Annotated in this window: 12 protein-coding genes and 1 riboswitch; of the genes, 8 read left to right on the forward strand and 4 right to left on the reverse strand. The window is 57.1% G+C overall.

The genetic code is table 11. The features are described from left to right. Nucleotides 1–36: 36 nt before the first annotated feature. Nucleotides 37–150, reverse strand: a riboswitch (TPP riboswitch). Nucleotides 151–204: 54 nt separating this feature from the next. Next, a complete protein-coding gene (locus ABLU88_RS25385) occupies nt 205–702 on the reverse strand; it encodes an Rsd/AlgQ family anti-sigma factor (RefSeq protein WP_014837106.1) in 498 nt (165 codons plus the stop codon). Nucleotides 703–797: 95 nt separating this feature from the next. Here ABLU88_RS25385 and nudC point away from each other — a divergent pair, with 95 nt between their 5' ends. The 6 genes from nudC (at nt 798) to ABLU88_RS25415 (ending at nt 5,280) form a co-directional block, all read left to right on the forward strand. Continuing rightward, entirely contained in the window at nt 798–1,571 is a 774-nt protein-coding gene (nudC, locus tag ABLU88_RS25390) for an NAD(+) diphosphatase (RefSeq protein WP_004097667.1), read from the forward strand. Between the two features lie 166 nt (nt 1,572–1,737). Continuing rightward, nucleotides 1,738–2,802 (forward strand): uroporphyrinogen decarboxylase, encoded by a 1,065-nt coding sequence (gene hemE / locus ABLU88_RS25395; RefSeq protein ID WP_014227501.1) that lies wholly within the window; start codon nt 1,738–1,740, stop codon nt 2,800–2,802. A 9-nt stretch (nt 2,803–2,811) separates the two neighbouring features. Further along, nucleotides 2,812–3,483: a deoxyribonuclease V gene (nfi, locus tag ABLU88_RS25400; RefSeq protein WP_025107530.1), complete on the forward strand. Its 672-nt coding sequence runs from the start codon at nt 2,812–2,814 to the stop codon at nt 3,481–3,483. 42 nt (nt 3,484–3,525) lie between these two features. Next, nucleotides 3,526–4,116 carry a YjaG family protein gene (locus ABLU88_RS25405; protein ID WP_004097673.1) on the forward strand — a complete coding sequence of 197 codons (591 nt, stop codon included), beginning with the start codon at nt 3,526–3,528 and terminating at the stop codon, nt 4,114–4,116. 186 nt (nt 4,117–4,302) lie between these two features. Beyond that, nucleotides 4,303–4,575, forward strand: coding sequence for a nucleoid-associated protein HU-alpha (gene hupA, locus ABLU88_RS25410; RefSeq protein WP_004097675.1), 273 nt, complete (start codon nt 4,303–4,305; stop codon nt 4,573–4,575). A gap of 12 nt (nt 4,576–4,587) precedes the next feature. Beyond that, entirely contained in the window at nt 4,588–5,280 is a 693-nt protein-coding gene (locus tag ABLU88_RS25415; RefSeq protein WP_004097677.1) for a DUF1481 domain-containing protein, read from the forward strand. A 3-nt stretch (nt 5,281–5,283) separates the two neighbouring features. Here the strand turns inward: ABLU88_RS25415 and zraP are convergent, their stop codons facing one another. Further along, on the reverse strand, nt 5,284–5,718 hold the full coding sequence (gene zraP, locus ABLU88_RS25420) for a zinc resistance sensor/chaperone ZraP (protein WP_064358925.1): 435 nt from the start codon (nt 5,716–5,718) through the stop codon (nt 5,284–5,286). 252 nt (nt 5,719–5,970) lie between these two features. Here zraP and zraS point away from each other — a divergent pair, with 252 nt between their 5' ends. Both zraS and zraR read left to right on the forward strand, forming a co-directional pair. Next, nucleotides 5,971–7,359 (forward strand): two-component system sensor histidine kinase ZraS, encoded by a 1,389-nt coding sequence (zraS, locus tag ABLU88_RS25425; RefSeq protein ID WP_014227505.1) that lies wholly within the window; start codon nt 5,971–5,973, stop codon nt 7,357–7,359. Then, nucleotides 7,356–8,690 (forward strand): sigma-54-dependent response regulator transcription factor ZraR, encoded by a 1,335-nt coding sequence (zraR, locus tag ABLU88_RS25430; RefSeq protein ID WP_032721071.1) that lies wholly within the window; start codon nt 7,356–7,358, stop codon nt 8,688–8,690. Before zraS ends, zraR begins: the two co-directional genes overlap by 4 nt. Here zraR and purD read toward each other — a convergent pair. Next, complete coding sequence (purD, locus tag ABLU88_RS25435) at nt 8,687–9,979, reverse strand: phosphoribosylamine--glycine ligase (RefSeq protein ID WP_014227507.1); 1,293 nt, start codon at nt 9,977–9,979, stop codon at nt 8,687–8,689. The genes zraR and purD overlap by 4 nt on opposite strands. Nucleotides 9,980–9,994: 15 nt before the next feature. Then, the gene (gene purH / locus ABLU88_RS25440) at nt 9,995–11,584 is read right to left on the reverse strand and encodes a bifunctional phosphoribosylaminoimidazolecarboxamide formyltransferase/IMP cyclohydrolase (protein ID WP_004097693.1); all 1,590 of its coding nucleotides are present in this window, start codon (nt 11,582–11,584) and stop codon (nt 9,995–9,997) included. Nucleotides 11,585–11,985: the final 401 nt, after the last annotated feature.

Consider the following 11,985-nt stretch of genomic DNA (forward strand, 5'->3'; position numbering starts at 1 on the left):
AACAGATGCGATCGGCCCTGAAGAGGCAGATGCTAAACGCAGTTTACTCTTGTTCCCTTCGCAGGTATTAGCCTGATCAGGTTCCGCGGATCCCGAATTAACGGTCTCAGCCTTTTCCAGTGTGGAAAATGGGCACTCCGACAAGATGACATCCCCTCTCCGTGAGGGGGAATGTATGTAAACTACGCGTTAATGGCTCACAACTCAAGCGGTCGGCGCGATATTGTCGCTGACGTTGTCTTTGCGGCTGTGGGCGACGGCGAGGGCGATCAGGTTATCTTCCAGCGCAAAGCGCGCTTCCAGCGCTTCGCCGATATCCGACAGCGCCTGCTGGAACTCAAGGTAGTTATCGTGATCGATGGCGTTTTCGAGGCAGGAGTCGTAATAATCCATGATCTGCTGGGTATTGGCCTGCAGCTGTGGATAAATCTTAGTGGCGGCTAAAAGTGGCGTATCGCCTTCCAATTCGCCGATAAAGCGTTCATAAATATTAAAATGGCCGGAGGAGAGGTAGTCCACCAGGCTTTGACAAAAATCATCCAGCGCTTTCTCATTAAGCCGCATAAATGATTCTTTGCCGGGCTTCAGGCCAACCAGGTTGTAGTAAGCCACAAGCAAATGCTTACGTACTTGTAGCCAGCGATCGACCAGTTTATTGCTGCCTCCAACACGTTCCGTCAGGTTTTCCAGCTGGTTTAACATGGTTGACTCCGCAAGGTTTTAAGAGAAATACGTTGCTCACCAAAATGTAAATTTAATGTTAAAAGTGCCAGTAAAATAAAGGTAGTGCAATAGATATGGATCGTATTATTGAAAAATTAGATCGCGGCTGGTGGATCGTCAGCCACGAACAGAAATTATGGTTGCCCGACGGAGAATTGCCCTACGGCGAAGCGGTAAATTTTAATCTTGCGGGGCAGCCCGCGCTGCGAATCGGAGAATGGCAGGGCGATCCGGTGTGGCTGGTCCGCCAGGATCGCCGGCATGAGATGGGATCGCTGCGTCAGGTGCTCGATCAGGATGCTGGCCTTTTTCAACTGGCGGGACGCGGGATCCAGTTGGCGGAATTCTACCGCTCGCACAAATTCTGCGGCTACTGCGGCCATCCTATGCACCCCAGCAAAACCGAGTGGGCAATGCTGTGCAGCCACTGCCGCGAACGCTACTACCCGCAAATCGCCCCGTGCATTATCGTCGCCATCCGTCGGGATGATTCTATCCTGCTGGCGCAGCATACTCGCCATCGTAACGGCGTGCATACGGTGCTGGCCGGGTTTGTCGAAGTCGGCGAAACCCTGGAGCAGACCGTTGCCCGCGAGGTGATGGAGGAGAGCGGCATTAAGGTGAAAAACCTGCGCTACGTGACCTCTCAGCCCTGGCCGTTCCCACAATCGCTGATGACCGCGTTTATGGCCGAGTACGATAGCGGCGAGATTGTCATCGACAAGAAAGAGCTGCTGGAGGCGGGATGGTATCGCTATGACAATCTGCCGCTTTTGCCGCCGCCGGGCACCGTGGCGCGCCGTCTGATTGAAGATACCGTGGCGATGTGTCGGGCAGAGTATGAGTGACATGTTACATATACTTTATCCTTCAAATTGCCTCTTTGTTGGCTGCTTTCACTTACCCCAGTCACTTACTTGAGTAAGCTCCTTGGGTTCATTCAATTGCCGCCTCGATCCACTTTGAATGATTTTGTGTATAAACTTGGCGCATCAACGCTAAAGGAATGTAAAAATGACCGAACTGAAGAACGATCGCTACCTGCGCGCGCTGCTACGCCAGCCGGTTGATGTCACCCCGGTATGGATGATGCGTCAGGCGGGCCGCTATTTACCGGAATATAAGGCCACCCGCGCCGAGGCGGGCGATTTTATGTCGCTGTGTAAAAACGCCGAGCTTGCCTGTGAAGTGACGTTGCAGCCGCTGCGCCGCTATAAGCTGGATGCGGCTATCCTCTTCTCGGACATTCTCACCATCCCGGATGCGATGGGGCTGGGGCTCTATTTCGAAGCCGGGGAGGGCCCGCGTTTTACCTCACCCATTACCGGCAAAGCGGATGTCGATAAATTACCCGTCCCCGACCCGGAAGATGAGCTTGGCTACGTGATGAACGCCGTGCGCACCATCCGCCGTGAGCTGAAGGGAGAAGTGCCGCTGATTGGCTTTTCCGGCAGCCCGTGGACGCTGGCGACCTACATGGTGGAAGGCGGCAGCAGCAAAGCGTTTACGGTGATCAAAAAGATGATGTACGCCGAGCCGCAGGCCCTGCACGCGCTGCTCGATAAGCTGGCGAAAAGCGTCACGCTGTATCTGAATGCGCAAATCAAAGCGGGCGCGCAGTCGGTGATGATCTTTGATACCTGGGGCGGGGTGCTGACCGGCCGGGATTATCAGCAGTTCTCGCTCTATTACATGCATAAAATCGTTGATGGGCTGCTGCGTGAGAACGATGGCCGCCGCGTGCCGGTGACGCTGTTTACCAAAGGCGGCGGGCAGTGGCTGGAAGCGATGGCGGAAACCGGCTGCGATGCGCTGGGGCTCGACTGGACGACCGATATCGCCGATGCGCGGCGTCGCGTCGGCCATAAAGTCGCCCTGCAGGGCAATATGGATCCCTCGATGCTCTATGCTCCTCCGGCGCGCATCGAAGAAGAGGTGGCGACCATTCTCGCCGGGTTTGGCCAGGGCGAAGGCCATGTCTTTAACCTTGGGCACGGCATTCATCAGGACGTCGACCCGGAACATGCGGGCGTATTTGTGGAGGCAGTGCACCGGTTGTCGGCGCCATACCACCGTTAAGGAGTGAATATGGATTTGTCATCGCTACGCACCCAGCAGCTCAGCCTGGCGGCATCGGTTGAACGAGGCGATCGGCTGGACCAGGATCCGCCGACGCTGATCGGCGGAGCGGATGTTGGATTTGAGCAAGAGGGAGAGGTGACCCGGGCGGCGATGGTGCTGCTGAGCTATCCGTCCCTGGAGCTGGTGGAGTATCAGGTCGCGCGCGTCGCGACCACGATGCCCTATATCCCCGGCTTCCTCTCCTTTCGCGAAACCCCCGCGCTGCTGGCGGCCTGGGAGCAGCTTTCGCAGAAGCCAAATCTTTTATTTGTTGATGGCCACGGTATTTCCCACCCGCGCCGCCTCGGCGTCGCCAGCCATTTTGGTCTGCTGGTGGATGTGCCGACCATCGGCGTGGCGAAAAAACGGCTGTGCGGTAAGTTCGAGCCGCTGGGCGATGAGCCCGGCGCGCTGGCGCCGTTGTTAGATAAAGGCGAGCAGCTGGCGTGGGTTTTGCGCAGTAAAACGCGCTGTAATCCCCTGTTTGTGAGTACCGGGCACCGCGTGGGCCTGGATAGCGCGCTGATGTGGGTGGAGCGCTGCCTGAAAGGCTACCGCCTGCCTGAGCCGACGCGCTGGGCTGATGCCGTGGCGTCCCGGCGTCCGGCGTTTGTGCGTTGGCAAGCAAATCACGACTGATTCAGGTACACTGCGGCTAATTTCTGACTTCGAGATTTCATCATGTTACAAAACCCGATTCATCTGCGTCTGGAGAAGCTGGAAAGCTGGCAGCACGTGACCTTTATGGCCTGCCTGTGCGAGCGGATGTACCCCAACTACGCCATGTTCTGTCAGCAAACTGAGTTCGCCGATGGCCAGCTTTATCGCCGTATTCTCGATCTGATCTGGGAAACGCTGACGGTAAAAGATGCGAAGGTGAATTTCGACAGCCAGCTGGAAAAGCTGGAAGAGGCTATTCCGGCCGCTGATGATTACGACCTGTACGGCGTCTATCCGGCCATTGATGCATGCGTGGCCTTGAGTGAGCTGATTCATTCGCGGCTGAGCGGCGAAACGCTCGAACATGCTATTGAAGTCAGCAAGAGCTCGATCACCACCGTTGCGATGCTGGAAATGACCCAGGCTGGTCGCGAAATGACCGACGAAGAGCTCAAAGAAAACCCGGCTGTCGAACAAGAATGGGATATTCAGTGGGAGATTTTCCGTCTTCTGGCCGACTGTGAAGAACGCGATATTGAACTGATCAAAGGGCTGCGTGCAGACCTTCGCGAGGCCGGTGAGAGCAATATTGGTATAAATTTTCAGCAATGAGACCAGAAAACGTGATTTACCGCCTGAATTGTAGCGTCTGAAGGCTTCCATTCCGCCCCCCGTCTGGTCTACATTTGGGGGGCGAAAAAACGTGGCTATCGGTGCGTGTATGCAGGAGAGTGCTTTTCAGGCATTTCCGTCGCACTCGATGCTTAGCAAGCGATAAACACATTGTAAGGATAACTTATGAACAAGACTCAACTGATTGATGTAATTGCGGACAAAGCTGACCTGTCCAAAGCACAGGCGAAAGCTGCCCTGGAATCTACCCTGGCTGCAATTACCGAGTCTCTGAAAGAAGGTGATGCTGTTCAACTGGTTGGTTTCGGTACCTTCAAAGTGAACCACCGCGCTGAGCGTACTGGCCGCAACCCGCAGACCGGTAATGAAATCAAAATCGCCGCAGCAAACGTACCGGCATTTGTTTCTGGTAAAGCTCTGAAAGACGCAGTTAAGTAAGACCGCGTGGCAGTGTACAGTTTTATCGAAGGGGCTTGTCGGCCCCTTTTGTCTACCTGGCGCCGCACGCTGGCGCTGGTAGGCGTATTGCTGCTCACTGCCTGCAGCCATGATTCCTCTCTCCCGCCGTTTACCGCCAGCGGATATGCGGATAACCAGGGGGCGATGCGTATCTGGCGCAAAGATTCTAACGGCGAGGTCCATCTCCTTGCTGCCTTCAGTCCATGGCGTCATGGTAATACTTCGACCAGCGAGTACCGCTGGCAGGATGGCCAGCTCGCGCTGATTGAACTCAACGTCTACGGTAAACCGCCGGAACATATTCGCGCCCGGTTTGATGCGCAGGGCGAACTCAGCTTTATGCAGCGTGAAATCGATGGGCAGAAGCAGCAGCTTTCCAGCGATCAGGTCGCGCTATACCGCTATCGCGCTGAGCAAATACGCCAGACCAGCGACGCTCTGCGTCAGGGACGCGTTATGCTGCGCCAGGGGCGCTGGCATGCCAACAGGACGGTGACCACCTGTGAAGGTCAGACCGTGAAGCCTGACCTCGATACGCAGGCGCTGGCGCATATTGAGCGACGTCAGAATCACTCATCCATTGAGGTCAGCGTGGCGTGGCTGGAAGCGCCTGAAGGCTCTCAGCTGCTGCTGGTGGCAAACGAAGATTTCTGCACCTGGCAGCCGACAGAAAAAAGCTTCTGAGCCTTACCAGTGGCTCATCCCCATATGACCGCGGCCTCCGCCGCAGATCCCTGGTCCCATACCCACACCGCGAGAAATACCCGCCTGCGCTAATGCGAGATCGAACTTAACCCGCTGCTGGGCCAGCTGTTGACCGATAACCTCCATCTCCTGGGCAATGGATTCGACTTTCGCGCTGTCAGGCTTATCCGCGGTTAACAGCGCATGGTATTCGTAGCGTTTTGATTGAAGCTGCTGACGCAAAACGCGGGTTTGTTCATAGAAATCGTTATGCAGCTTCCGGGCAGTGGCCTGCTGATCGGCGGTGAGCTGGCTGTAGCCCTGGGGGCCCATTCCGCTGCCGTTATTCCAGTGGTGCCTTGCCCAGGCTGAACTGCTGCCGAAAGTCAGCGCGGCGAGGGCAATCAGCGTCAGCGTCATTTTTTTGTTCCGTTTCATAGTTTATTCTCCTGGCTTATGGTTTCTCAATGATTTGCATCTTCTGTGCCAGAATGGAAAGGCCGCAGGATATCGGGCATTGAGCGCCTTCCAGCCAGACGAGAGCGAGTAAAAATGACTCGCGGTCAAGGAGGCTGCGGGTCATTTTTACTCGATCGCCTTCCCGGTTTGCGCATGAGAAGCGGTTAGACGGGACGGAAAAATGGCATGATTTCTGCTGAGCGATACGGTGTCTGAGGAAAGGGAGTTGTCATGAACGCGATGCGGTTGTCTAAGGATTCCGTCGCCGTCTGGCTGAGCTGGTTGTTAACCGGCCTTATCTTGCTGCTGGTATGCCTGTTCTCTGCGTTAATCGTGCGTGATTATGGCCGTGAAAATGAAGCCGCGCGCCAGACTATCCAGGAAAAGGGCAGCGTGCTGATTCGCGCCCTTGAGTCCGGCGCCCGGGTGGGCATGGGAATGCGTATGCATCATTCCCAACTGCAGGCGTTGCTGGAGGAGATGGCCTGGCAGCCTGGCGTGCTGTGGTTCGCTGTGACGGATGAGAGCGGTAAAATCATTGCCCATAGCGACCCGCGGCGGGTTGGTGAGTCGCTCTATCCTGCCAGCACTCTGCGTGAGCTGAATATTGGGAGCGAGGAGCGCTGGCGCCGGCTCGAAAAACCGGAACCGGCGCTGGAGATTTATCGTCAATTTCGCCCGCTTAACGGCGGCGGGCATCATATGCGCATGATGATGCGTCGCGAAGCTGCCGGGCTGCGTACCCAGGCTCCCCAGGTTATTTTTATTGCTTTTGATACCCGCGAGCTGGATGCCGACCATGCCCGTAGCCTGCGTAATATGGTTATCATGCTCTGCGCGGCGGGCGTAGTGATGGCGGCAACGTTGCTGGCGCAGTTCTGGTTCCGCCGCTATCAACGTTCGCGCAAGCAGCTGCAGGAGGCGACGGCGCGTAAAGAAAAGCTGGTGGCGCTTGGTCATCTGGCCGCGGGCGTTGCCCATGAGATCCGCAACCCGCTGTCATCTATAAAAGGGCTGGCAAAGTATTTTGCCGAGCGAACCCCAGCCGATGGCGAAGCGCATCAGTTGGCCCAGGTGATGGCGAAGGAAGCCGATCGCCTGAACAGGGTCGTCAGCGAGCTGCTGGAACTGGTGCGTCCGGCGCATTTAACGTATCAATCGGTTGATTTGAATGACGTGATTACGCACTCGCTTCAGCTGATTAGCCAGGATGCCGCCAGCCGGGCGATAACGCTCGCGTTCACCGCGCAGCCCGCGCTATGCCGCATTCAGGCCGATCCGGATCGTTTGAAACAGGTGCTGCTGAACCTTTATCTCAATGCCGTCCATGCTATTGGCCGCGATGGCGTGATTACGGTGGCGGTGAGGGAATGCGGCGACGGGCGAGTAAAGGTGAGCGTTGCGGACAGCGGCAAGGGGATGACGGCGGAACAGCTACAGGCCATTTTTACTCCGTACTTCACGACCAAGGCCGACGGCACCGGGCTGGGCCTGGCGGTGGTGCAGAACATTGTCGAGCAGCACGGTGGAACGATTCACGCCGAGAGCGCCCCCGGCGAAGGCGCGCTATTTACTCTCTATTTGCCGGTCAACGGGCAACAAAAGGATGAACAAGGATGAGTGGCGAGCAGATCGATATTCTGGTGGTGGACGATGACATCAGCCACTGCACTATCTTACAGGCGCTGTTGCGGGGCTGGGGATACCGGGTTGCGCTGGCCTACAACGGTGTACAGGCGCTGGAACAGGTGCGCCAGACGGTGTTTGATCTGGTGCTTTGCGATATCCGCATGGCCGAGATGGACGGCATCGAAACGCTGAAAGAGATCAAAACCTGGAATCCGTCGATTCCGGTATTGATCATGACCGCATACTCCAGCGTCGATACCGCCGTGGAGGCGCTGAAATCCGGTGCGCTGGACTACCTTATCAAGCCGCTGGACTTTGACAAGCTGCAGCAGACGCTGTCTGAGGCGTTGGCCCATACGCGGCTGAGCGAGTCACCTGTCGCGGGTAGTCCCCCCGCGGCCCAGTTTGGCATGGTGGGCGATAGCCCGGCGATGCGGGCGCTGTTGAATAATATTGCCCTGGTTGCCCCCTCCGATGCGACGGTATTAATTCACGGCGAGTCGGGCACCGGGAAAGAGCTGGTCGCGCGGGCGCTGCACGCCAGCAGCGCCCGCAGCCGCAGGCCGCTGGTGATCCTCAACTGTGCCGCACTCAACGAGTCGTTGCTGGAGTCGGAGCTGTTTGGTCACGAGAAAGGCGCCTTTACCGGCGCGGACAAACGGCGAGAAGGGCGTTTTGTTGAAGCGGACGGCGGTACGCTCTTTCTCGATGAGATTGGCGATATTTCACCGCTGATGCAGGTGCGCCTGCTGCGGGCGATTCAGGAGCGTGAAGTGCAGCGCGTGGGCAGCAATCAGACCCTTTCGGTCGATGTACGGCTAATTGCCGCCACCCACCGGGATTTAGCTGAAGAGGTCAGCGCCGGACGTTTTCGTCAGGATCTCTACTATCGCCTGAACGTCGTGACTATCGATATGCCGCCGCTGCGTCAGCGCAAGGAAGATATCCCTCAGCTGGCGCGCTATTTCCTGCAGCGTTATGCCGAGCGTAACCGCAAAGCGGTGCAGGGGTTTACGCCGCAGGCGATGGACTTACTGATTCACTACGCATGGCCGGGGAATATTCGCGAACTGGAAAATGCGGTGGAGCGGGCGGTGGTCCTGCTGACCGGAGAGTATATCTCGGAACGCGAGCTGCCGCTGGCGATTGCCGGTACGTCGGTTTCGGACGCGCCGCACGGCGAGGATATTATTCAGCCGCTGGTGGAAGTCGAGAAAGAAGCGATCCTGGTGGCGCTCGAAAAAACGGGCGGCAACAAAACTGAAGCCGCCCGTCAGCTGGGCATTACGCGCAAAACGCTGCTGGCAAAGCTCAGCCGTTAGCTGTTTTGCTCACGTTCAATAGCGCGCCAGCCGATGTCGTTACGGCTAAAGCTGCCGTCCCAGCGGATATCGCTCATCAGGGCGTAAGCGCGCTTTTGCGCTTCAGCGACGGTGTGACCCAGCGCGGTAGCGCAGAGCACCCGGCCGCCGCTGGTCAGCACGCGATCGTCATCAGCGAGTCTGGTACCGGCGTGGAAGACCTTGCCATCAGCCGCTTCTTCCAGAGGCAGGCCGTGGATCTCATCACCGGTGCTGTAGTTGCCCGGATAGCCACCGGCGGCGATCACGACGCCCAGCGAGGCGCGTTCGTCCCACTCGGAGGTTTTCTCATTCAGCTTGCCGTCGCAGGCGGCGAGGCACAGATCTACCAGATCCGATTTCATGCGCAGCATGATCGGCTGGGTTTCCGGATCGCCAAAGCGGCAGTTGAACTCGATAACCTTCGGGTTTCCCTGTTTATCGATCATCAGGCCCGCATAGAGGAAACCGGTGTAGGTGTTCCCTTCCGCTGCCATACCTTTTACGGTTGGCCAGATAATGCGTTCCATGGTGCGCTGGTGAACCTCATCGGTTACCACCGGCGCCGGTGAGTAAGCGCCCATACCGCCCGTGTTCGGGCCGGTATCGCCATTGCCCACGCGTTTGTGATCCTGGCTGGTGGCCATCGGCAGGACGTGCTCGCCGTCGACCATCACGATAAAGCTCGCCTCTTCGCCGTCGAGGAACTCTTCAATGACGATGCGGTGTCCGGCGTCGCCAAAGGCGTTACCTGCCAGCATGTCGTGAACGGCGGCTTCCGCTTCTTCCAGCGTCATGGCGACAATCACGCCCTTGCCGGCGGCCAGGCCGTCGGCCTTGATGACGATCGGCGCGCCTTTCTCACGCAGGTACGCCAGCGCGGGCTCGACTTCGGTGAAGTTCTGGTATTCCGCCGTCGGGATGTTATGACGCGCGAGGAAATCTTTGGTGAAGGCTTTGGAGCCTTCAAGCTGCGCCGCGCCTTCCGTTGGGCCGAAGATTTTCAGCCCTGCGGCACGGAACGCATCGACAACGCCAATTACCAGCGGCGCTTCCGGGCCAACGATGGTCAGGTCAATCTTCTCGCTCTGCGCAAAGCTCAGCAGCGCCGGAATATCGGTGACGCCGATAGCCACGTTCTGCAGCGCCGGTTCCAGCGCGGTGCCCGCGTTCCCCGGGGCGACAAAAACGGTATCAACCTGCGGTGACTGTGCGGCCTTCCAGGCCAGCGCGTGTTCGCGTCCGCCGTTGCCAATAACTAATACTTTCATCGTCTGCTCCGTGAATTAATGGCGGAAGTGGCGCATGTCGGTGAAGATCATCGCGATGCCGTGCTCATCGGCGGCGGCAATCACCTCTTCGTCGCGAATAGAACCACCGGGCTGAATGACGCAGCTCACGCCAACGGCAGCAGCGGCATCAATACCGTCGCGGAACGGGAAGAAAGCGTCGGACGCCATAGCCGAACCTTTCACTTCCAGACCTTCATCACCGGCTTTAATCCCGGCGATTTTGGCGGAGTAAACGCGGCTCATCTGGCCTGCGCCTATCCCGATGGTCATATTCTCTTTGGCGTACACAATGGCGTTGGATTTAACGAATTTCGCCACTTTCCAGCAGAACAGCGCATCGCGCAGCTCCTGCTCGGTCGGCTGGCGTTTGGAAACCACGCGCAGTTCGCCTTCCGTAACCATACCCAGATCGCGATCCTGAACCAGCAGGCCGCCGTTAACGCGTTTGAAGTCCAGACCCGGTACGCGCTGCGTCCACTGACCGCAGGTCAGGACGCGGACATTCTGTTTCGCGGCAGTGATCTTCAGGGCTTCTTCCGTCGCAGACGGTGCGATGATCACTTCAACAAACTGGCGGGAGATGATCGCCTGCGCGGTTTCGGCATCCAGTTCGCGGTTAAACGCGATAATGCCGCCGAAGGCAGAGGTCGGGTCAGTTTTGTACGCGCGGTCGTAGGCGTCCAGAATAGAGGTACTTACCGCTACGCCACATGGGTTGGCGTGCTTCACAATAACGCAGGCCGGCTCGCTGAATTCTTTGACGCATTCCAGCGCGGCATCGGTGTCAGCGATGTTGTTATAGGAGAGCGCTTTACCCTGAACCTGCTGTGCAGTGGCGACAGAGGCTTCTTTGACTTCTTCTTCTATATAGAAGGCCGCCTGCTGGTGGCTGTTTTCACCATAGCGCATATCCTGCTTCTTAATGAAGTTCAGATTCAGGGTGCGCGGGAAGCGACCCGCGGCTTCTTTGCTCTCGCCGTGATAGGCCGGAACCATGCTGCCGAAGTAGTTGGCAATCATGCTGTCGTAGGCGGCGGTGTGTTCGAATGCCTTAATGGCGAGGTCGAAGCGGGTGTCGAGGGTCAGGGAGCCTTCGTTGGCATCCATCTCTTTAATAATGGCATCGTAGTCGCTGCTCTTCACCACGATGGCGACGTCTTTATGGTTCTTCGCCGCTGAGCGAACCATGGTTGGGCCGCCGATATCAATGTTTTCTACCGCATCTTCCAGCGAGCAGCCCTCGCGGGCAACGGTTTGAGCAAACGGATACAGGTTAACCACCACCATATCAATAGGCGCGATACCGTGTTGTTCCATAATACCGTCATCCTGGCCGCGGCGACCGAGAATACCGCCGTGAACTTTCGGATGCAGGGTCTTCACGCGTCCGTCCATCATTTCCGGGAAACCGGTGTAGTCAGAGACTTCGGTAACCGGCAGACCTTTCTCAGCCAGCAGGCGTGCGGTACCACCCGTAGACAGTAGCTCGACACCACGAGCGGAAAGCGCCTGCGCGAATTCGACGATACCGGCCTTGTCAGAAACACTGAGCAGGGCGCGGCGGACTGGACGACGTTGTTGCATGGTATTAAATCCCCAGGATTTGAATATTACAGAGAGCGTTAGGTGAATTTTTGTCTAAAAACTCACCTAACGCACCCAACCGGGCATCCTTGTTATAGCGCGGCATTGTAACGAAAACGTTTGCGCAACGCTCGCGAATTTTTATCTTTCTCTTTTTAGCCCAGGATCGCGCCCTATAGAGAGAGGAGAGCGGGCCTTTATAAGAGGGTATCGGCCGCCACCTGTGGATAATTCTGTGCGTAACAGGGTATAAAGCGGGGTTTTGCTGGGGAATGCAGCAGTCAGTCATTTTTCTGCAATTTTACTATTGCGGATGCTCGGGAACTCCCTATAATGCGCCTCCATCGACACGGCAGATGTGAATCACTTCACAAACAACCCGGTCGGTTGAAGAGAAAAAA

This window comes from Klebsiella sp. GW_Kp182 (assembly GCF_040062275.1).
GTDB classification, from domain to species: Bacteria; Pseudomonadota; Gammaproteobacteria; order Enterobacterales; family Enterobacteriaceae; genus Klebsiella; species Klebsiella michiganensis.

Excerpts from the sequence above, each read along its gene's own strand:
- ABLU88_RS25385 (WP_014837106.1), bottom strand. The coding sequence starts at position 702 with ATGTTAAACCAGCTGGAAAACCTGACGGAACGTGTTGGAGGCAGCAAT.
- nudC (WP_004097667.1), top strand. The coding sequence starts at position 798 with ATGGATCGTATTATTGAAAAATTAGATCGCGGCTGGTGGATCGTCAGC.
- hemE (WP_014227501.1), top strand. The coding sequence starts at position 1,738 with ATGACCGAACTGAAGAACGATCGCTACCTGCGCGCGCTGCTACGCCAG.
- nfi (WP_025107530.1), top strand. The coding sequence starts at position 2,812 with ATGGATTTGTCATCGCTACGCACCCAGCAGCTCAGCCTGGCGGCATCG.
- ABLU88_RS25405 (WP_004097673.1), top strand. The coding sequence starts at position 3,526 with ATGTTACAAAACCCGATTCATCTGCGTCTGGAGAAGCTGGAAAGCTGG.
- hupA (WP_004097675.1), top strand. The coding sequence starts at position 4,303 with ATGAACAAGACTCAACTGATTGATGTAATTGCGGACAAAGCTGACCTG.
- zraP (WP_064358925.1), bottom strand. The coding sequence starts at position 5,718 with ATGAAACGGAACAAAAAAATGACGCTGACGCTGATTGCCCTCGCCGCG.
- zraS (WP_014227505.1), top strand. The coding sequence starts at position 5,971 with ATGAACGCGATGCGGTTGTCTAAGGATTCCGTCGCCGTCTGGCTGAGC.
- zraR (WP_032721071.1), top strand. The coding sequence starts at position 7,356 with ATGAGTGGCGAGCAGATCGATATTCTGGTGGTGGACGATGACATCAGC.
- purD (WP_014227507.1), bottom strand. The coding sequence starts at position 9,979 with ATGAAAGTATTAGTTATTGGCAACGGCGGACGCGAACACGCGCTGGCC.
- purH (WP_004097693.1), bottom strand. The coding sequence starts at position 11,584 with ATGCAACAACGTCGTCCAGTCCGCCGCGCCCTGCTCAGTGTTTCTGAC.